Here is a 20,824-nt window from a genome sequence, read left to right as displayed (position 1 = left end):
TAGTCTGTGGTAAAATTTTACAACCATTAAAGTGCTTATCGCAGACTTTTATTATAATTATCTAAATTTTTTGGAGAAACCCATGAAAAAATTAGTTCTAGCTACCCTAGTAGGTTCGCTCGTTCTGACTGCTTGCTCACAACCAGAAGCACCAAAAGCAGAAGCTCCTGCTGCCGTCGAAGCTGTTAAAGACGCTGCTGCTGGTGCGGTAGATACCGCAAAAGATGCTGCCGAAGCCACTGCTGACGCTGCTGCTGCAACTGCCGAAGCTGCTGCCGATACCGCTACTACTGCTGCAGAAGCTACCACCGAAGCCGTTGCTGGTGCTGCCGAAGCCACTGCTGACGCTGCTGCTGCAACTGCCGAAGCTGCTGCCGATACCGCTACTACTGCTGCAGAAGCTACCACCGAAGCCGTTGCTGGTGCTGCCGAAGCCACTGCTGACGCTGCTGCTGCAACTGCCGAAGCTGTTAAAGAAGCCGCTAAATAATCCTAGCATTATTGATAAGCCTCAGTTTTTGACTGGGGCTTTTTATATTGGGTATTTTCCAATTAATATCATCACACGTCATATCCTGCTCAAATATTGCTTGACAGTGATGATTGATGGACTCTGGCAAGAATTAACACAAAACACGCCCAAAAAACACCCAAAACCTTATACAGTCTGTAATTTTTGCTTGATGGTCTTGTGGTGTAATATACACCAGTTAAGATATACACTTAACTACAACAAATTTGCCCGAATTGATACTATCGCTGACTTTTGGGATCTTTATCACCTTATTAGGAGTATTTATGAACATTAAGCAACTTTTAACCGCACTAACTTTATCGGCTTTTACCATGACTGCAATGGCAGCACCTGCCTCTACCAATACTAAGCCGCAGACTACACAATCTCAAAAGAAAGTCCAAAAAACCCAAAAGGCTGGACAACAAAAGAAAGCCAAGCAAGCCTCAAAAAAACAAACCCAAAAAACCAAACAAACCCAAAAGAAAGCCAGACAACAAAAATCACGCTAATCACTAAAAATCCCCCGCTGTCATGACATTGGGGGATTTTTGTGAGCATAAAAAAACCGCCACCAGGACGGTTTTTGAAGGCAGCTTACTTTTTACCACGATTTGCAAAAGCACCAAAACGCTTGTTGAAGCTTGCCACACGACCTTCGTTAGCAGCTTGACGTTGCTCGCCAGTATAGAATGGGTGAGAGGCACTTGAAATATCCAGTGGGTAGTATGGGTATTCAACACCTTCGTATTCACGAGTAGTCTTGGTGGTCGCGGTAGAGCGAGTTAGGAAATATACGTCCGCATTGGTGTCGTGGAACAATACTTCACGGTATTCTGGGTGAATGTCTTTACGCATGATAATAATCCAATAAACCCAAGCACTAATAAAAAGGCATAGCCACTTATAGCCACGCTGTCATCAACCAACTTTGACACAACGCACCATACAGTCATTTATTAGCCAACTTCGGTGGGAAATAAAACCGTTATTCTATAAAAAAATCCACTACTTTTCAAGTAAAATTTATTTGTATGACTAGATTTAATAAAATATCTTGATGTGATTTGTTTGTGCCAAAATATCACGTTTTAAAAAATTTAACAAAAAAATTTTCGCTATTTGTAAATTTTATGATAAAGTACCAAAAGTCAGTTTTTTTATAAACTAGGCTCTTAGTTTGTTTGTAGCAAATAAGTGTTAATCAGTATCAGTTAAAAAGGAAATCTATGGAGCGAATCAAAGCCTTTTTTCAATTAGAAGCCGCTGGAGGCATTGTCCTTGCAATATCTGCCGTGCTTGCCATGATAGTTGCCAACTCGCCTTTGCATGATTTGTATCATGCCTTTATCCATGCTCCTGTGGTGGTACAACTTGGTTCATTTTCTATTGCCAAAGATGCTCATCATTGGATTAATGATGGCTTGATGGCGATTTTTTTCTTTTTGGTGGGACTTGAACTCAAACGAGAGGCTTTGATTGGCGAGCTTTCTGATGTGCGTCAAATCATCTTACCTGCACTATGTGCTGTCGGTGGTATGATTGCACCTGCGGTGGTGTATAGCATTTTTAATCACAGCAATGCCCAATACATGACAGGCTGGGCAGTCCCCACCGCCACCGACATTGCTTTTGCACTTGGGGTATTAAGCCTGCTAGGTAGTCGTGTACCAAATGCCCTAAAAGTATTTTTGGTGTCGATTGCCATTTTTGACGACTTAGGGGCGATTATCATCATTGCTCTGTTTTATACTTCTGAGTTATCGCTTGCATCACTCGGAGTAGCAGGGGTATGTTTGCCGTTTTTATTTTTATTAAACCGCTTAAATGTCGTACGCCTAACCCCCTATCTGCTCATCGGGCTGGTTTTGTGGGCAGCCATGCTAAAATCAGGTGTTCATGCCACGCTCGCTGGCGTACTTTTGGCGTTCTTTATTCCTCTATACAGCAAAAAAGACCCTGAATACTCCCCCTTAGAAGAGCTTGAACACGACCTACACACCACAGTTGCTTTTGGGATTTTGCCGATATTCGCCTTTGCCAATGCTGGGGTATCTCTTGCTGGTGCAGGCATTGGCAGCCTCATGCACCCTGTACCATTGGGGATTGCAGCAGGGTTGTTTATTGGTAAGCAATTGGGCGTCATGGGGGCGGTCATCTTAGCTGTCAAAACCAAACTTGCCAGCCTCCCCAAAGGCACAACCATGCCCCAAATCTACGGCGTCTCCCTGCTTTGCGGTATCGGCTTTACGATGTCGCTGTTTATCTCAGGTCTTGCCTTTGGTGGTGTCCCAGAGAGTTTTGACCCACGACTTGGCATCATCGGCGGTTCGCTCATTGCTGGCGTGGCAGGCTATCTGGTTCTGCGTGCCAACATCAAAGATGCTGACCACCCCACCCTCGTCCAAAATGACGAAATGTATCTGGGTACAGGCGAACCACCTAAACATTAAACATCAAAAAGCGGAAAATTTACTTTCTCCGCTTTTTATTTTTATGCAAGTCGCCCTACTAGCTCACTCATACTCTCATCATGACAATCTGCCACGCCCACACCGCACCACAGCGACATAAAGTCGGTATTTTGGGTGGTTGCACCATAAGCTCGCAAAGGCTTTGTCATGGCATTGAACGTGGGGTAAATGGGCAAATCGTCATTGTCCAAATGAGCAAAACGATTCATGTAGTCCGTAACCACACCCCTTGCCCATTTGCCCGAATACAATTTGGTGAGCCGAGTGTCTTCGCCTGTGGCATTTAATAGCCGATCTTTCCAAAGGGGGTTAGTTGGACTCTCGGTCGTGGTCAAAAATGCCGTGCCTACCGCCACCATGTCTGCTCCGTTGTCCAGCATGGTTTGCACCTGTTCACGATTGGCAATCCCGCCTGCACTGATGAGTGGGAGCGTACTTTTGGCTTTGGCAAGTTTTAACAAATCCAGCGCGGAAAACTTTTCGCCACCAAGCCAACCGCCTTGATGACCACCTGCCTCCACGCCTTGCACCACCACCGCATCTGCCCCCACCGCCTGCCATGCCATCACTTCATCAGGTGTATTTGCCGTACCGATAACCAGCGACCCCACGCCATGCAAGGCTTCCACTTGCTCTTTTGTCAAAATCCCAAACGTAAAGCTCGCCACAGGCACAGGGTTATCCAGTAGTACGGCAAATTGCTCATCAAAATCATAGGCAGGTCGCTCATCAAGCTTAGGCACAATGCCAAGCTCATCATACAAATCGGTCAGCCATTGTGGCATAGATTCACTATAATGCGTGGTTAAATTTTTATTTAAAATCATCAAGTTAATGTTAAATGCCTTATCTGTACCTGCCTTAATTTTATTAATTTCATCATGGATTTGGGCAGGCGACATCATGCCTGCCCCCAGCGAGCCTAAGACTCCAAGCTTGCACGCATGAATGACAAAATCGGCATTGCTTGCCCCTGCCATGGGTGCTTGGACAATGGGGGTGGTTAGGTTTAAACGAGTTTGCAAAGTCATCATATTTATATTCCTAAATCAACACCTCATTAATATAACCGTTATCCTTCCAAAAATCAAACCCTTATCAGACTTATCAAATCCAAGCAATCAATGTTACAAGTTTACTATTATTTTTGAGAAATTCTGTTACAATTTAAAAATAAATTTCATTTATAATAAACCCATCAGATTTTAACGGGCAATTAACGCCCCCCATCAGGAGAAACTCATGAAAAAATTACTCATTGCCACAAGCATCATCTCTGCCCTAGTCATGACAGGCTGTGCCAGCACTACCTCAAATACCGCAGAGTCAGCCACCAAGCACCCAAAAGAAATGCACCACAAGCACGGTGAAAAGCATGGCGAAAAACACAGCAAAAAGCCTAAGCACCCACATGGCGAGATGGTTGAAAAATACACCTGCGAGCAAGATGCCAGCGTCATCGCCAAATACAACCCAGACACCGAAACCGCCCTGCTTGACATTACCGCGCCCAGTCTTAGCCTAAGCAATGCCGAAGTAGAAGCCAAAATTGCTCCCTCTGCCTCTGGCATGAGATTTGTTAATGATGTCAACCCAGCCTCTAAGTACGAATGGCACGCCAAAGGCAATATTGCTGTTTTGGACGTAACCACCGCCAATGGTCAGACTTATAGCATTAACTGCGAAGGTTCTCGCCCAATGCACAACCGTCGCCCAAAATAAGTCTGCAAAGTTCATAGACATGGTTTATGATTTTCGCTACAATAAACGCATAAAGTTCTACTTTGTGCGTTTTTAGTTTATCAACAAATCAAATGGACACTCATGAAAAAATCCATCTTGCTATTTTTGCCTATCCTGATTTTATCAGGCTGTGCCACAACCACCACCCTAAAAGCAACCGAATGCACTCATGCCAACTGGGAGCATGTCGGTCTAAATGACGGCATGCACGGAGCAAGCTCGCAAGCGATTTTAAAACACGCCAAAACCTGTCAAGGCAAATCCACCCCCAATCATGAGCTGTGGGAGGCAGGTCGCCAAAAAGGTCTTGAAAGCTATTGCACCCCCAACAACGCCTACAACATCGGACGGCTGGGTCGCACCCTAAATGGCGTCTGTGATGATAAAGACGGCAAAACCTTAGAGGAACTTCATCGTGCCAACATGATGGGACTTCAACAATATGAGATGAGCGAACGTATGAATCGGTTTCATTACGGTTATGGTGGCTGGCTAAATCCTTGGTTTTCGCCCTATCACCCCTATTGGTGGTAGTTGGTCAGTTTGGGGATTTGGCGTTTGAAAGTGGCAAGATTTTATTTTTGAATAATTAAACGACAAGTATAATCTTGACAGCCTGCATATCGCAGTCGATGAACCTCCAAGAACTCTGGTGCTATCGTCTGCCTGTCAAGCATTTGCTCTATCAGGCTTTTACCATCATCGCCATACAATGCCGTAGCAACCTCATGCCCTTTTTTGGCATAGGTCATGCTGTTTGCTTTTATGCGGTCGCTGTCATTGGGGCTGGCAAAATACCAAGCCAGCTCAAAAACATCATCAGATTCAATGACATAGAGCGGAGGCTCGCTTGCTGATGTGTAGCTGTATTTATCCGCCTTTCGACCATCAAAATCAAGCGTCTCGCTTGTGGTGGCGGTGCTACCTAGTATCAATTTGATTTGCTCAAATTTATCAGACTCAGAATGTATGATGGAACGACCTCGCCAATTTGCCACATCATAGATGACTTCTTGGGTGGTTGTGCCATCATCGTTGTCATGAGGTTTATCATCTGTATAAAACAGCCACCCCACCCCACACACGATGGCGACCATCGCAAGGACTTTTAGAAGTTTTGTGCTTGGGGGATTTTTGGTGGCAGGCACGGTATCGGTCATGGCTATCTTAATCGGTACAAATGTCAGTATCGGTATTTTACTCATTTTTTGATAATTTTAATAGTTTTTAAATAAGGAAAACTCATGCGTCATTGTATCGTCATCGGCAACCCCATTGCTCATTCTAAAAGCCCTATCATTCATCACGAATTTGCCCGTCAATTGGGCGTGGAGGTGCGTTATGAACGCCAATTTTGCCCCAATGACGTGGAGAGTTTTAAGGCGGTGGTGGACGCATTTTTCAATGGTGGAGGCGTGGGAGCAAACGTTACCCTACCCTTTAAAGAAATGGCATTTGACCTTTGCCAAAGTACAGGCGAACTCTCCGACTTTGCTCGCACCGCAGGAGCGGTAAACACCCTTGCCATAAAGGACGGCAAGCTCTATGGCGACAACACAGACGGTCGGGGTTTGGTGGCGGATTTGCTGTCCAAAGGGGTGGAATTAAATGGTAAAAGCATTGCCATTTTGGGGGCAGGCGGAGCAACTCGGGGAGCGATTTTACCACTATTGCAAGCAGGGGTAAACAGTATCACTATTTTTAATCGCACCCTAGCCAAAGCACAACAGTTGGTGGATATCTTTACGCCATTTGCCAGCAACCAAAAGCTATTTGCCCTACCCCTAACCCCCCAAGAGCTGACAGGGCATTTTGATGTCATCATCAACGCTACCTCCGCAGGGACGACAGGGCAAACGGTGGGTTTTGACAACGCAGACATCACCACCGATGTCGCCTATGACATGATGTATGGCAAAGAAACCGAGTTTTTGACCCATTTTCAGGGGCAGGCGGTGTGTCATGACGGCATGGGCATGCTCATTCATCAGGCCGTGTTATCATTTGGGCTTTGGATGAGTGTTGATGTTAAAAGCATTGACTTGACACTTGTGGAAAAACTGCTGGTTTTATAACTTAATTTTATAAATTAATATATTATTTATGAAAAATAGTTATAACAAAAACAAAACCTCTGTAAACTCTTTCAAAATAAGGTATATTAAGCACATTGCATTACCTATCATCAGCACAAAGGAGCTGTATCATGCTAACTTACAAAGCCCCCATACGTGATATTAAGTTTTTAATTAATGAAGTCTTTGACTATCCTAAGCATTACCAAACTTTCGCCAATGGCAAAAACGCTGACAGCGAGACCGTGAACATGGTGTTAGAGGGCTTTGCTGACTTTGCCGAAAACGTGGTTGCCCCTCTATACCAACCTGCCGATGCTGAGGGTTGTCATTTTAAAGACGGCGAAGTTACCACACCAAAAGGCTACAAAGAAGCCTACGACCAATTTGCACAAGGTGGCTGGCAAGGTGTTGCCTATCCAGAACAATATGGCGGCATGGCACTGCCCATGTCCATCAATCTCATCAAGTCCGAAATGCTCGGTACCGCCAACTGGCCATTTGCCATGTATCCTGGTCTGTCTATGGGAGCAATTAATACCATCTTAGAGTACAGCACCACCGAACAAAAAGACCTGTACCTGCCCAAGCTCATCAGTGGCGAATGGTCTGGTACGATGTGCCTAACAGAAGCACAATGTGGTACTGACCTAAACCAAATGAAAACCTCCGCCAAACCTAATGGCGATGGCACTTATAGCATTAATGGCTCTAAGATTTTTATCAGTGCTGGCGAACACGACCTAACCGAAAACATCGTACACATTGTACTGGCACGTCTACCTGATGCCCCTGCTGGCACCAAAGGCATATCCTTGTTTATTGTGCCTAAATTTATCCCCAACGAAAACGGAGAAATTGGCGAGCGTAACGGCGTAACCTGTGGCTCTATTGAGCATAAAATGGGTATTTCATCATCTGCCACCTGTGTACTCAACTTTGATAATGCCACAGGCTATCTCATCGGCGAACCCAACAAAGGTCTAAAAGCGATGTTTACCTACATGAACACCGCACGTATCGGCACGGGTATTCAGGGGCTTGCCCATATGGAGCTTGCCTTCCAAAACTCCCTGCCCTATGCCAAAGAACGCCGTTCTATGCGTGCCTTATCTGGCACCAAAGAGCCAGACAAACCAGCCGATGCCATTCATCATCATGCCGATGTTCGTCGTATGCTACTTACCCAAAAAGCATTTAGCGAGGGTGCTAGAAGCATGATTTATCATGTGGGTCGCTATGCAGATAAACTCGCTGATGCCACCATTCGTGGCGACAGAGAAGAAATCGCCAAATGGGAAGATAAAATGGGCTTTTACACCCCAATCCTAAAAGGCTTTCTGACTGAGCTTGCCCAAGAGTCTGTCAAACATGGCTTGCAAATCTTTGGTGGACACGGCTACATCAAAGAATGGGGCATGGAACAAATCACACGTGATGCCCGTATCAGCACGCTATATGAGGGTACGACAGGCGTTCAGGCTCTTGACCTACTAGGACGCAAAGTGCTATTACAAGGCGGTGGTAAAGTCGTTCGCGAATACACTGCTGGTATCATGAAATGGTGTGGCGACTATGCACTAGATAAAGACATGCGTAAATACGTTTGGGCATTAACTAAACTATGTGCTGAATGGAACGTGCTAACAGGTCGCCTCGCTATTACCGCCAAACGCAAAAACCGAGAAATCATCTCTGCTGCCTCCGATGACTATCTGATGTACTCAGGCTATGTGATGATGGCGTATCATTGGGCGAGAATGGCAGCCATTTCGTTTGATAAGATGAAGAACGGTGGCGAACAACCTTACGAGTTCTACCTTGCCAAAACCCAAACAGCCGAGTTCTATTTTGATAAAATCCTTCCTCGCACCAGTGGTCTAGCAGACAGCATGACCACTCCAAGCGAAGTCATGACCAACATGGACATTGAACATTTTATCATTGATTAAAACAATCCAAAAAGCCATTCAAGAAATTGAGTGGCTTTTATTTTTTCAATGTCAATTTACCGCCCTTTTAAAGATGATTTGTGGTAGAATTTTTCTTTTTTTGACAAATTATCATGACAACCACCACAACACCCCTAAAACCCAACGACATCATTCCCCCAAAATCCACCCACGCCCAAAAACACGGCGACAAACGCATTTTGCGGGTCGTTTCCATCAATGTCAATGGGCTAAGAGCCAGCGAAAAAAAGGGCGTATTTGATTGGATTGCCAAGTCGGACGCCGATGTCATCTGTATGCAAGAAACACGGCTCACGCACGAGCAATGGACGGACAAATTCAAATTGGCGGGTTGGGAAGCCCATTTGTTCCCTGCCGAAAAAGCAGGCTATGCAGGCACGGCGATTTATAGCCGTTTGCCAATTAAAAACATAAGCACAGGTTTGGGTTTTGAACTTGCGGACACGCAGGGGCGGTTTATTACGGGCGAGTTTGATTTGAGTGAATTTGGCATTGATACGCCTGTGTTTATTTCATCGCTATATTTGCCATCGGGCAGTTCAGGCGATGACGCTCAGGCTCGTAAGGATTTGTTTTTAAAGGAATATAAAGAAATTTTAAAACGCTGGCGAGACGAAAACCGCTCGGTGATTATTTGTGGCGATTATAACATCGTCCACAAAAAAATTGATATCAAAAACTGGTCGGGCAACCAAAAAGCCTCTGGCTGTCTGCCCCACGAACGGGCGTGGCTTGACCACATTTATGGCGAGCTTGGCTATGTGGACAGCTTTCGAGTGGTGCGTTTTGACAGCGATATTTATTCGTGGTGGAGTAATCGTGGTCAGGCTCGTGCCAAAAATGTCGGTTGGCGGATTGATTATCAGGTCTGCTCGCCCGACTGGAAAGCACGCACGGTGGGGGCGTGGGTCTATCGTGATGAGTGGTTTAGCGACCACGCCCCTGTGGTGATTGATTATGTGCTAGGATAAGAAAAATCAACCACCCCAAAATCGTTACGCCTCATCACAACAGCCTCAGCAAATGGCAAAAACCCCAAACATGGGGTTTTGAGGGATTACTGAGCAGGTTGCTCGGCTGGTGCTTCGCTTGACGCTTCGGCGACCGCAGATTCCGCTGGCTGTTCTTGTGCTTGCTCGGCAGGTGCGTCCGCTTGTGCTTCGGCAGTTGCTGTATCCTCTACCGGTGCTTCTGCTCCCTCAGGAGCTTCTGCTGTTTCTACTGATGCCTCAGCTGTCACAGTTGCCTGAGCATTATCATTTGCTTCTTTTTGGAGTAACTCATCTAAGGCACGCCCAGCAGGTGTGGCAGAGACGGTGGCAGGCTCATGGTTGCCCGCAGGACGCAACCATCCAAAAACGGCGATACCGCCAATAATTACCAAAAGCAGAACAATGCCGATTAGAGCGTGAATGGTCTCTTTGGCTGGGTTATTTTGTGAAGCATCGTGTGCCATAAATCACCTGTCAAATTGATGGGTTTGATTTAGAATTTTAAGTATTTGATATTTTATGGAATTTAAAAGCTCCCAATCTACATTCATCAAATACACAAACAAATACAAATTTTGCTCTATTATATACCAATTTTTGTCATTTTGTACAATTCCCCATTAAAATTATGGACAATTTTTAAAAAAACATCAATCCCTAACGCCATTGGCTTGATAATACAGCTCATGGCTGGCATCATAGCGTGTTTGACGCTTGACAATAAAACTTACCAAAATCAGCAGTGCCGATAACAACACCACAGGATAACTACCAAAACGCATAAAAGGCGTAACCCCAGCCATCATCGGTACTGTGCCACGAAGCACGGTTGGCACAAATGCAGGTGCTTCACTGACAATCCGCCCCTTATCATCGATAAACGCCGTTACGCCTGTGTTGGTCGCCCTTACAAACCATCGTCCTGTCTCGATACTTCGCATTTGTACCATTTGTAGGTGCTGGCGAGGACCTGCACTACTACCAAACCACGCATCATTTGAGACGGTCAAAAGAAAACCGGTATCTTTGGCGTTATGGCGTGTGGTATCAGGATAAGCCACCTCATAACAAATTGCCACCCCCATTGGCTGTCCTTTTACTGATGGTGGTGCCTGACCTGCATCGCCACGACTAAAACTTACCGCCTCTTGCATGCCTGCCAAATCAGGCAGGATATTTAAAACCCCCTCAAAAGGAATATACTCGCCAAACGGCACAAGGTTTTGTTTTTTATATAACCCACCGCTATCATCGCCTAGTGTCAGCACGCTATTATAAAGGTGTGGATAGGCACGCTCATCAGGATTAAAATGCTCAATATCCTTATAAGGAATACCCATAACCCACGTCGAACCCATCTGTCTAGCATGTTCTTGTACGACATCAATAAACTCCCAAGCCTCATCGTGAAACATCGGAATGGCTGCCTCAGGCCAAACCACCACATCTTGACCCCATTCGCTTTGCGATAGCTGGGTGTAGATGTTTAGAGTTTCAAAACGGTACTCGGTTAGCCACTTTAAATCTTGGGGAATATTGCCCTGTATGAGCGAAAAATTAAGCTTCTCGCCTGTGGGCGTTGTCCATTTTGGATTAATGAAAAACACCAGCACGCTCATCAGTATAAACGCCACGCTAATAAACAAAAACCCGATTTTTTGGCGAAACAGCTCCACCACACTCGCCCCAAACAATACCGCCATAAAGCTAATGGCAAGCACCCCAAATATCGGTGCGATGGCGGTTATCCATGCCACATCACTAAACGCATAACCCACAAACAGCCATGGAAATCCAGTCAGAAGCCATGTTTTCGTCCATTCTTGTATCACCCACAGCGAAGCAAATGCCAATGGCTGACGACCCAAAAAGTACACAAAAACCCACGCCATGACCGCATGAAACAGCCCCATAATCAGTGCCATGACCGCAATCATCATCAGTGCTAGCCATGCAGGAATACCGCCATAATCATGAATGGAGGTATAAAGCCAAAACGCCCCCACCGCCCAAAGCCCAAAGCCATACGCCTCGCCAAGCCAAAACGCACGACGAGGACTATCCTCCGCCACAAGACAGGCATACAACACCATCGGCGAGAGTATGGCAAGTGTCCAAAGTTTGTAGGGGGCAAGCGACCATGTAAACATCGCCCCCGCCAAAGCACACAAAACAGCAGGTATGATAAGTGGCAAACGTTTTTTAATGACAGTTTTTTGGCGAGTGGCACGCTTGGCAATGCCTGTGGTGGGTATGTTTATGGGGGCTGAATGAGAAGTCATGGGAAAATACAAAACAAATAACGGCTAATTTTAACAAATTTTTGGGCAGTACGCTAAAATTTTAGGATAAGCGGATTAAACCATCAAGCCACAGGCACATCAATACACCACCAAAAGCTCGCTTATATGATGGTGGCATGCCAACATGATACACCGTCCAGTTGTCCCTTCCTAAATTAATGAGCCTCGTCCCAATTTTCGCCCACGCCAATCTCCACCAAGAGTGGCACAGCAAACTCCACCGTCCAACCAAGCGTTTTGGCGGTATCACGAAGTACATTTTGCATTGCCGTTTTGATAAGCTCGCCAATCTCATCCACCTTGTCGGCATCTACTTCAAACACAAGCTCATCGTGAACTTGGAGCAAAAGTTTGGCATTGTCCTTTGGCAAAACCTTATCCACCGCAATCATCGCAAGTTTAATAATCTCCGCCGCCGAGCCTTGTAGCGGGGCATTGATACTGGCTCGCTCCGCCCCCTGCTTAATCATCTGATTGGACGAATTGATGTCGGGGGCGTAGAGCTTACGACCTAGAATCGTGGTAACATAGCCCATCTCTTTGGCGTGCGTTTTGGTGTTTTCCATATAATCATTAATCGCAGGATAGCGGGCAAAGTAGCGTTTGATGTAGTCTTTGGCGACATCGTTACTTACGCCAAGCTGTTTGGCAAGCCCAAACACGCCCATTCCATAAAGCAGACCAAAATTTACCGCCTTAGCCGACCGCCGTTCATTGGGCGTAACTTCTGACAAAGGCTTACCCATAATCTCGCTGGCGGTGGCGGTGTGAATGTCTAGGTTATGATTAAAGGCATTAATCAAACTTTCATCACCACTAAAATGAGCCATCAGTCGCAGTTCAATTTGTGAATAGTCCGCCGCCAAAATTACCCGCCCTTCGGGAGCAACAAAGGCTTCACGGATTTGGCGACCTGTGTCGGTGCGAATCGGAATGTTTTGCAGGTTGGGGTCGGATGACGACAGTCGCCCCGTACTCGTCAAAGCCTGATGATAGCTCGTATGCACCCGCCCGCCCTTGTCGCACGCCTTGATAAGTGCGTCCGTATAGGTGCTTTTGAGCTTGGAGAGACTGCGGTGTTCTAGCACCACTTCCACAAGTGGGTGGTCAATTTTGGCAAGGGTCGCCTCCGAAGTTGAGTATTGCCCTGTTTTGGTTTTTTTACCGCCAGAAATACCTAATTTACCAAACAAAATCTCGCCAAGCTGTTTGGGGCTGGCAAGGTTAAACGGCTCGCCCGCCAATTCATAGGCTTTTTGTTCCAATTCAAAAATTTGATTGTCAAAACTAAGCGATAATTTACTCAAAAATTCAGGCTTAATCAAAATCCCATCATATTCCATTTGGGCAAGGATTTGGGCGGTGGGGATTTCTAATTTGGTCAGTAAGTTTTTGGCATTTGGGTCTTGATTTAAATACTCATCAAACACACTAAACAGCCGATAAGTAATGTCCGCATCTTCACAGGCATATTGGCTCGCTTTTTCAAGTTCTACTTTGTCAAAGGAAATTTGCTTTGCTCCTTTGCCCGCCACTTCTTCAAACGAAGTGGTGGTTACACCCAAATAATGCCTTGCCAAATCGTCCATATTATGCCGTGTCGCCACGCTATTTATCACATAGCTTGCCAGCATTGTGTCCATTTGCCAATTTATCAAATCAATGCCATATTTTTTAAAAATATGACTGTCGTATTTAATATGCTGACCGATTTTGCCGATACTAGGGTTTTCCAAAATGGGTTTTAACTTATTTAAAACAAAGTCCCTATCTAATTGATTGTCTATCAATAAATTAAAATCGCCCGTATGCCCAAGAGGAATATAATAGCCATTGTAATTATAAAGAGAAATACTAATACCAACAAGTTCTGCCTTTTGCCAATGAATGTCGGTGGTCTCGGTATCAATGGCAAAATGGGGGCTGTTTTTTAACTGAGTGATTAAATTTAAAAAGTCGTCTTTGTTATCAATGGTGTGATAATGGGTGGGTTTAATCGGTAAAGGTTTAACGCTTAATGTATCGCTATTTAATAATTCACCATTTAATAAATTGTCCGTTGGTAAATTATCATTACTTAATTCATCATTGGCAAATAAATCATCGGTAATTGGCATATCGGCTAATTTTAACAATGCCGATTGCTCTGCCATTTCTTTTTTAAATTCTAATTCATTAAATAATTGATGTAAGTCTTTGGCTCGCCCAATGGTCGCAGTTTGGCTATTGTCCAATTTTAATTCATCAAAAGAAATGGGTAAAGCCAAATTGGTAACAATGGTGGCAAGGGTGCGATTGAGTGGGATTTCGCCTTGATGTTCGGCAATATTTTTACCCACCACGCCTTTGATGTTGGCTAGATTGTTTAAAATGCCCTCAATGTCGCCATAGTCGGTGAGTAATTTACTGGCGGTCTTTGCCCCCACTTTGGGAATACCAGCAATCCCGTCCACGCTGTCGCCCATTAGAGTCAGATAGTCGGCGATTTGGGTGTTGTGTACGCCAAATTTTTCAAACACGCCTGCCACATCGGTAATTTTGTCCTTAAAACTGTCTTCTAATATCACACAGTCATTGACAAGCTGTGCCATGTCCTTATCGCCTGTGGAGATGACCACAGGGTAGCCATTTTGGCAAGCGGTGTGAGCAAGCGTGCCGATGATGTCGTCCGCTTCAAAGCCATCAATCGTGATAAGTGGTATGCCAAGTCGCCCAATCATCTTATGAATGTAGGGAATCTGCACCCGCAGGTCATCATCCATTGGTGGGCGGTGGGCTTTGTAAGCGTCCGACAGCTCGTGGCGAAAGGTCGGGGCTTTGGTGTCAAAGGCGACTGCCATATGGGTGGGGTTGTATTTTTTGATGAGTTTGTTTAGGGCGTTTAGCACGCCACGGGTGGCATTGGTGGGCAAGCCGTCTTTGTTGGCAAGCGGTGGCAAGCCATGAAAACAGCGAAACAGATAATACGAGCCGTCCACCAAAATCACAGGCGAACGAGTGCGGTCAATGTGGGTGGTGTCAAAGGTGGCGAGGTTTGGGATATGAGTCATGGAGGTTTTGGTGGTAAAAATTTGTATCATTTTAACAAATTTTAGCTCAATAAACAAAAACCATATAAAGTTTTAATGTCATAAATCAAAACACCCCAAATGTGAAATCTCTGAGGTGTTTTGCTGATTTTATCAGAATTTATTTTCTAGCCTAAATAACGCCCCATAACCCACCTCGTCATTGGCGTGGTGCTTGATGTATGGCGTAAATTCCACATAAGTGCTTGCCACTGGTTGATAACCGATACCTGTGGCAACATGCCCTGTGGTTTTGGCAGATTTGCTTTGATGGGTAAAATCATGTTTTTCAACACCTGTCAAACTGGCGGTATAAACAGGGTCATCGCCTGATATTTTTTGGGCAATTTCGGCGTGATGGTCAAAAAGTTAAACAACCCAAATGACTGTTCACTGCTAATTCTACCCCCCCCCCCCATTTTTGTCAAGCTCTATTCTGAAAATAAGGCGTCATGACAAACGCCCACAAAAAAGCACCCAGCAAGATTTGCTGAGCGCCAACTAAGTCAAATGCAAAATTAGTATTTGCGAACGGTGCGAGCTTGCTCACGCCATACTTTTTTCTTGTAACGCTTAACCGCAGCGGCTTTTTTGCGTTTACGCTCTTGGGTGGGTTTTTCGTAAAATTCTTTTTTACGAACGTCAGCCAAAACACCTGCTTTTTCGCAAGCACGCTTAAAACGACGAATGGCAATATCCACTGGCTCGTTTTCTTTAACCTTAACTAAAGGCATAATTTACTCCAATACAAGACAAAGTTACATCAATCTGGCTGTATTATTATAAAGCTGGTACGGTCTTGGGCGTAGGCATCAGCTCAGATTGGCAAGGAATGTTTTGAGAACAAAACCCAAATATTATAGCAGGAGTTTTTAAAATATCAATAATTTTTTGATTTTAATTTAGTAAATAAAGCAACAACTGCCACAATGATACAACCAGCCACAAACCCAACCACACCATTATAAAGATTTTCGGTCAGACCACCAAACACCCCTGATAAGTGCGACAAATGTTCGGCTTGATGATGAAGCATGCCCACGCCATGCACCAAAATCCCACCACCGACCAAGAACATGGCAAGCGTGCCTGCGATGGATAAAAATTTCATGAGTTTGGGAGCAAAAGCAAGTAGTAGGTTGCCCATTTTTTGACTGGCAGGTTCAGGTTTGCTTGCCAAATGAAAGCCCACATCGTCCATTTTTACAATCATCGCCACCAAGCCATACACCCCCACCGTCATGATGATGGCGATGGCGCAGAGTGTCAGGGCTTTGAGCGTGAGTGTGGCAGTAGCGACCGTACCTAGCGAGATGACCACGATTTCGGCAGATAAAATAAAATCGGTACGAATCGCTCCTTTGATTTTATCTTTTTCAAGTTTGACAAGGTCTTCGCCATTTGCGTTGGCTTCTAGGTGGGCTTGGTGAGCATCTTCATCATCATGATGGGGTAGTAGCTGTGGGGCAAATTTGTGAATAATTTTTTCTGAACCCTCAAAGCACAAAAACAGCCCGCCAATCATGAGCAGGGGCGCAATCAACACAGGGGCAACTGCACTGATGACAAGAGCGGTCGGCACAAGAATACATTTATTGACAAACGAACCCTTTGCCACCGCCCACACCACCGCAAGTTCTCGGTCAGCACGCACGCCTGTGACTTGTTGGGCATTGAGAGCCAAATCATCACCCAGCACACCCGCTGTTTTTTTGGCGGCAACTTTGGTGAGTACAGAAACATCGTCCAGCACGGTGGCGATGTCATCTAAGAGGATAAGCAAACTACCTGCCATGATTACCTTCATGTCATCACAAAAGGCCAATTCTAACACAAGCCATTCCATCAAGTGTTGGGTATTTTGTGTGCTTTTAGTGATTATAAAATTTATTTTTTAATAGCCATCATTTATTCGTTTCTCTAATAAATCAAATCCAACACTCACACAATTAAGATTTCACAAAAACCCATACAAAAATCTCTCATCATCAAGTATAATAATCAGCTTTCTTTTATTTTAAAATTACCATGAAGCTTTATAAAACCCTCCTCGCCACCGCCCTACTCCTCGCTGGACTTACTGGTTGCAGTCAAGACACCAAATCCACAGAGACCATCAGTAAAGACAAACCCCTAAATAACGCCCCAGCCACTAACAGCGACCCAAACCACCGCTCCGACATCGCCAAGGCTCTACAAGACAACCTCAATCAAGCAGGTATTCCCGCCCAAATTACCGCCGTCATTCCCACCGAAATGCCTGACGTGTATTGGGTAACATTTGATGATGCTGCCCCTGTGTTCGTAGATAAGACAGGCAAATACGTCATTCAAGGCACGGTTGTGGCACTTGAAAACGGCTCACCTGTGGATATCAGCAGCAAAATGAGGTCAGTTGCTACCATGTCCGAGCTAGAAGCAGTGGATAAATCAGAAATGATTATTTTCCCCGCCAAAGGAGAAACCAAGTCGGTCATTTATGTGTTTTCCGACCCCACTTGCCATTATTGCCAACTATTACACAAAGAAATTGACCATACCAACGCTGGCGGCATTGAGGTGCGTTATCTGGCATGGCCCAGAGGCGAAGAACTCATCAGTCTAACCGAGCGTGTGTGGTGCAGCTCCGATCGTAACAGTGCCATCACCGAAGCCAAGCGTGGCAAAAACATCAGTGCCCCCATCTGCCAAAATCCAGTTCGTAAACACATGGAGCTAGGCTACAGACTGGGCGTTAGTGGTACACCTGCGGTATTTGCCGAAAACGGAGTACAGCTTGGTGGCTACCTGCCTTCAGACAAGCTCATCATTCAGGCACTTGCCAATAAAAAATAACACGCCACACCACTAATTTTGGGTGATATTTTTAAAGGGCAATCACAAAAAACGCTAGCTTCCGTTTTAAAGTTGTGGTAAGTTAGGGGTTTTGGTTTTTGTCATTAAAATAATTGAATTTGGAGCATACAATGAACAACACCATCAACATCGCAGTCTTAGGTCTAGGCACAGTTGGCACAGGCGTGGTTAATCTTCTCAAAGACAATGCAGATGAGCTGTCTCGCCGTAGCGGTCATGACATTCGTATCACACACGTTGGCACAAGGCGACACAGAGATGATATTGACCCTAGCATCAAACAAAGCGATGATTTGATGGCGATTGCCTGTGCTGACGATGTGGATATCGTCATTGAAGTCATCGGCGGCAAGAGTGTCGCCAAAGACGTGATTATCCATGCCATCAAACACAAAAAACACGTCGTTACCGCCAACAAGGCCTTGCTTGCCGAGCATGGCAATGAGATTTTTGAACTTGCCGAAAAATATGGCGTACAAGTACGCTACGAAGCGGCGGTGGCAGGAGGCATTCCCATCATCAAAATCATTCGTGAAGCGATGGCAGCCAACAAAGTACAGTGGGTCGCTGGTATCATTAATGGCACCGGCAACTTCATCATGACCGAAATGCAACAAAAAAACCGTCGTTTTGGCGATGTCCTAAAAGAAGCCCAACTGCTAGGTTATGCCGAAGCCGACCCCACCTTTGATGTGGAGGGCATCGACGCTGCTCATAAGCTGTCCTTGCTTGCCTCTATTGCCTTTGGTATCCCACTTCAATTTAATAAAGTTTACTGCGAAGGCATTACCAAAATCCATCTACAAGACGTGGTGTATGCCAAAGAACTGGGCTATACCATCAAGCATTTAGGTTTTGCGTTTCGCCGTGAGAATGGCTTTGAGCTTCGTGTCCACCCCACGCTTATCCCCAACAGCACCCTACTTGCCAACGTACATGGCGTAAAAAATGCTGTCATGGTAGATGCTCATCCACTTGGACAGTCCCTATATTATGGCGATGGGGCTGGGGCTGGGGCAACGGCTTCTGCGGTTATGGCAGATGTGATGGATTTGATTTATGTGATTAATATCAATGACAATGTCAGCGACGATGAAATCGCCAGCGATGTGCCTCATTTGGCATTTGTGCCTGAGGAGCTGTCCGATACTCGCATTCTATCTAGCGATGAGATGACTTGTGGTTATTATCTGCGTTTGACTGTCAAAGATGAGCTGGGCGTGCTTGCTGACACCACTCGCATTCTAAGCGACAACGGCATTAACATCGATACCATCATGCAACGAGATGCCCACAAATCAGGACTTGTCCCCATCATCATCTTGACTTTGCCCGTGCTTGAAGCTCAAATGAATAAAGCCATCAAAGAAATTGAGACCCTAAATGCAGTGACTGAACCTGTGGTACGCATTCGCCTAGAAAGTCTTAACTAAGAAAAATCCGCTAGGCGTTTTGCTTAGCGGATAATTTTTGGTAAATTTTATTTAATTGTCAAGTACCTGTATCTTATGGCATAATATCCAATAATTTTACTCATTAGGAGCTACCATGAAAGCTAAGTTTTTGACTGCCATCATCAGCACCTCACTTCTATTGACTGCTTGCGGTCATGACCACGCCCCAAAAGCGGTGGATAAATTAGAAGAAGCCCAAACCAACGCCCTTGCTAATGCCCCAACTGCCGAAGCCGTCCAATTTGAAGACCATGGTCAACCCACCATCGGTGGTGCAGGTGGTGCCTCTGCCACACCAACCGCTCCAGCAGAGACCACCCCACCAGAAACAAGTGCCGAAGCTACCGCAGAAGCAAACACAGCGGAGGTTTCAAACGCAGAAAATGAAGCGGTCGCCGAAAATGCCGATACGCCTAGCGAAAATGCAGAATCTACACCTACTGCCGAAGCCGAAGCACCAGCCCAATAAAAAACCCAAGCCACACCCCAGAGCCTACTCTTTGGGGTGTTTTACATGATAAAACACAGAACACACCAATACACTCCATAAAGCACCACCTAAACAACTCGCCATCACACCAGTAAAACTCCCACCCAGTCTATTGCAACAAGTAGCTCATACATCTCTGTCAGATATTTTACAAGACATCGTTAACAGAAACGCCAACTGATCTGCAACCATGATAAATACAGAACAAACAAAAAGACTAAGCCCTGAAATACCAGAGCTTAGCCCAATTGGCTTATAAGACCAAACCAATCTTAAATACCAGTTAACACACCAAGATTAAAGATTGGCTTAGATGAGCGGTTTGACAAATCGATTATAGATAACCGTATGCCACCAAAGCGTTGGCAACTTGGGTAAAGCCCGCCACGTTTGCACCAGTCATATAGTCAACCGCACCTTCGGTTGTGCCGTATTTTTGACCGGCTTCCAACGCACTTTCATGAATGTTTTTCATGATTTTTTGTAGTTCTAAGTCCAAATCTTCAAAAGATTTGTATTTACGCACCGAGTTTTGGCTCATTTCTAGACCAGATACCGCCACACCGCCAGCGTTGGCAGCTTTACCGGGGGCATAGGCAACGCCATTAGCACGCACCACGTCAATGGCTTCGGCAGTCAGTGGCATGTTTGCACCCTCAGCGACATATTTAACACCATGCTTCACGAGGGCGTGTGCGTCCGCTTCGCTCACTTCGTTTTGGGTAGCACATGGTAGAGCCACTTCGGCATCAAACTGCCAAGGACGCTCTCCTGCTAGCCATTCGCCACCAAACTCCGCCACATAGTCGGCAAGAGCCTTGCCATTGGCTTTGTGGTTTTTGACCCAGTCGATTTTCTCTTGGGTAAAGCCTGCTTTGTCTA

Annotated in this window: 20 protein-coding genes and 1 pseudogene; 11 read left to right on the top strand and 10 right to left on the bottom strand. The window is 45.4% G+C overall.

Going from position 1 to position 20,824, the window contains the following annotated elements; genetic code table 11:
- Window positions 1–82: 82 nt before the first annotated feature.
- Both Q4B79_RS08100 and Q4B79_RS08095 read left to right on the top strand, forming a co-directional pair.
- Window positions 83–490, top strand: coding sequence for a hypothetical protein (locus tag Q4B79_RS08100; RefSeq protein WP_303085918.1), 408 nt, complete (start codon window positions 83–85; stop codon window positions 488–490).
- 308 nt (window positions 491–798) lie between these two features.
- Window positions 799–1,026: a hypothetical protein gene (locus Q4B79_RS08095; protein ID WP_303085917.1), complete on the top strand. Its 228-nt coding sequence runs from the start codon at window positions 799–801 to the stop codon at window positions 1,024–1,026.
- Window positions 1,027–1,111: 85 nt separating this feature from the next.
- Here Q4B79_RS08095 and Q4B79_RS08090 read toward each other — a convergent pair whose 3' ends face one another.
- Window positions 1,112–1,372 (bottom strand): type B 50S ribosomal protein L31, encoded by a 261-nt coding sequence (locus Q4B79_RS08090; RefSeq protein ID WP_303085916.1) that lies wholly within the window; start codon window positions 1,370–1,372, stop codon window positions 1,112–1,114.
- A gap of 371 nt (window positions 1,373–1,743) precedes the next feature.
- Between Q4B79_RS08090 and nhaA the strand changes: the two genes are divergently transcribed.
- Window positions 1,744–2,967 carry a Na+/H+ antiporter NhaA gene (gene nhaA, locus Q4B79_RS08085; protein WP_303085915.1) on the top strand — a complete coding sequence of 408 codons (1,224 nt, stop codon included), beginning with the start codon at window positions 1,744–1,746 and terminating at the stop codon, window positions 2,965–2,967.
- Window positions 2,968–3,008: 41 nt separating this feature from the next.
- Here nhaA and Q4B79_RS08080 read toward each other — a convergent pair whose 3' ends face one another.
- The gene (locus Q4B79_RS08080; protein ID WP_303085914.1) at window positions 3,009–4,022 is read right to left on the bottom strand and encodes a nitronate monooxygenase family protein; all 1,014 of its coding nucleotides are present in this window, start codon (window positions 4,020–4,022) and stop codon (window positions 3,009–3,011) included.
- 208 nt (window positions 4,023–4,230) lie between these two features.
- On the opposite strand from Q4B79_RS08080, the gene Q4B79_RS08075 reads away from it, so the two are divergent.
- Window positions 4,231–4,710 (top strand): MliC family protein, encoded by a 480-nt coding sequence (locus Q4B79_RS08075; protein ID WP_303085913.1) that lies wholly within the window; start codon window positions 4,231–4,233, stop codon window positions 4,708–4,710.
- Between the two features lie 102 nt (window positions 4,711–4,812).
- Window positions 4,813–5,265 carry a DUF2799 domain-containing protein gene (locus Q4B79_RS08070; RefSeq protein WP_303085912.1) on the top strand — a complete coding sequence of 151 codons (453 nt, stop codon included), beginning with the start codon at window positions 4,813–4,815 and terminating at the stop codon, window positions 5,263–5,265.
- A 41-nt stretch (window positions 5,266–5,306) separates the two neighbouring features.
- Here the strand turns inward: Q4B79_RS08070 and Q4B79_RS08065 are convergent, their stop codons facing one another.
- Window positions 5,307–5,891, bottom strand: a complete 585-nt coding sequence (locus tag Q4B79_RS08065; RefSeq protein ID WP_303085911.1) for a hypothetical protein — start codon at window positions 5,889–5,891, stop codon at window positions 5,307–5,309.
- 84 nt (window positions 5,892–5,975) lie between these two features.
- Between Q4B79_RS08065 and aroE the strand changes: the two genes are divergently transcribed.
- The 3 genes from aroE to Q4B79_RS08050 all read left to right on the top strand — a co-directional run bounded on the left by aroE (window position 5,976) and on the right by Q4B79_RS08050 (window position 9,750).
- On the top strand, window positions 5,976–6,806 hold the full coding sequence (gene aroE / locus Q4B79_RS08060; RefSeq protein ID WP_303085910.1) for a shikimate dehydrogenase: 831 nt from the start codon (window positions 5,976–5,978) through the stop codon (window positions 6,804–6,806).
- A gap of 131 nt (window positions 6,807–6,937) precedes the next feature.
- Window positions 6,938–8,758, top strand: a complete 1,821-nt coding sequence (locus Q4B79_RS08055) for an acyl-CoA dehydrogenase C-terminal domain-containing protein (protein WP_303085909.1) — start codon at window positions 6,938–6,940, stop codon at window positions 8,756–8,758.
- Window positions 8,759–8,910: 152 nt separating this feature from the next.
- A complete protein-coding gene (locus Q4B79_RS08050) occupies window positions 8,911–9,750 on the top strand; it encodes an exodeoxyribonuclease III (protein WP_303085924.1) in 840 nt (279 codons plus the stop codon).
- Between the two features lie 86 nt (window positions 9,751–9,836).
- Here the strand turns inward: Q4B79_RS08050 and Q4B79_RS08045 are convergent, their stop codons facing one another.
- The 6 genes from Q4B79_RS08045 to Q4B79_RS08020 all read right to left on the bottom strand — a co-directional run bounded on the left by Q4B79_RS08045 (window position 9,837) and on the right by Q4B79_RS08020 (window position 16,940).
- Window positions 9,837–10,235: a hypothetical protein gene (locus Q4B79_RS08045; RefSeq protein WP_303085908.1), complete on the bottom strand. Its 399-nt coding sequence runs from the start codon at window positions 10,233–10,235 to the stop codon at window positions 9,837–9,839.
- 186 nt (window positions 10,236–10,421) lie between these two features.
- Window positions 10,422–12,053 carry an apolipoprotein N-acyltransferase gene (gene lnt / locus Q4B79_RS08040; RefSeq protein ID WP_303085907.1) on the bottom strand — a complete coding sequence of 544 codons (1,632 nt, stop codon included), beginning with the start codon at window positions 12,051–12,053 and terminating at the stop codon, window positions 10,422–10,424.
- Window positions 12,054–12,229: 176 nt separating this feature from the next.
- On the bottom strand, window positions 12,230–15,124 hold the full coding sequence (gene polA / locus Q4B79_RS08035) for a DNA polymerase I (protein WP_303085906.1): 2,895 nt from the start codon (window positions 15,122–15,124) through the stop codon (window positions 12,230–12,232).
- 132 nt (window positions 15,125–15,256) lie between these two features.
- Entirely contained in the window at window positions 15,257–15,445 is a 189-nt protein-coding gene (locus tag Q4B79_RS08030) for a hypothetical protein (RefSeq protein WP_303085905.1), read from the bottom strand.
- A gap of 215 nt (window positions 15,446–15,660) precedes the next feature.
- Window positions 15,661–15,876 carry a 30S ribosomal protein S21 gene (gene rpsU / locus Q4B79_RS08025; RefSeq protein ID WP_029104045.1) on the bottom strand — a complete coding sequence of 72 codons (216 nt, stop codon included), beginning with the start codon at window positions 15,874–15,876 and terminating at the stop codon, window positions 15,661–15,663.
- A gap of 146 nt (window positions 15,877–16,022) precedes the next feature.
- Window positions 16,023–16,940: a DUF808 domain-containing protein gene (locus Q4B79_RS08020; protein ID WP_303085923.1), complete on the bottom strand. Its 918-nt coding sequence runs from the start codon at window positions 16,938–16,940 to the stop codon at window positions 16,023–16,025.
- A gap of 230 nt (window positions 16,941–17,170) precedes the next feature.
- Between Q4B79_RS08020 and Q4B79_RS08015 the strand changes: the two genes are divergently transcribed.
- The 3 genes from Q4B79_RS08015 to Q4B79_RS08005 all read left to right on the top strand — a co-directional run bounded on the left by Q4B79_RS08015 (window position 17,171) and on the right by Q4B79_RS08005 (window position 19,921).
- Window positions 17,171–17,977, top strand: a complete 807-nt coding sequence (locus Q4B79_RS08015) for a DsbC family protein (RefSeq protein ID WP_303085904.1) — start codon at window positions 17,171–17,173, stop codon at window positions 17,975–17,977.
- A gap of 131 nt (window positions 17,978–18,108) precedes the next feature.
- Window positions 18,109–19,431: a homoserine dehydrogenase gene (locus Q4B79_RS08010; RefSeq protein ID WP_303085903.1), complete on the top strand. Its 1,323-nt coding sequence runs from the start codon at window positions 18,109–18,111 to the stop codon at window positions 19,429–19,431.
- A gap of 115 nt (window positions 19,432–19,546) precedes the next feature.
- Window positions 19,547–19,921: a hypothetical protein gene (locus tag Q4B79_RS08005; RefSeq protein WP_303085902.1), complete on the top strand. Its 375-nt coding sequence runs from the start codon at window positions 19,547–19,549 to the stop codon at window positions 19,919–19,921.
- Between the two features lie 355 nt (window positions 19,922–20,276).
- On the opposite strand, the pseudogene Q4B79_RS08000 reads toward Q4B79_RS08005, so the two are convergent.
- Window positions 20,277–20,824: pseudogene (locus Q4B79_RS08000) on the bottom strand (NADP-specific glutamate dehydrogenase); the annotation flags it as partial.

Source organism: Moraxella sp., assembly GCF_030525845.1.
In the GTDB taxonomy this organism is placed as follows: domain Bacteria; phylum Pseudomonadota; class Gammaproteobacteria; order Pseudomonadales; family Moraxellaceae; genus Moraxella.
Note: the sequence above shows the minus strand (reverse complement) of the source record. Positions and strands in the feature narration are given on the sequence as shown.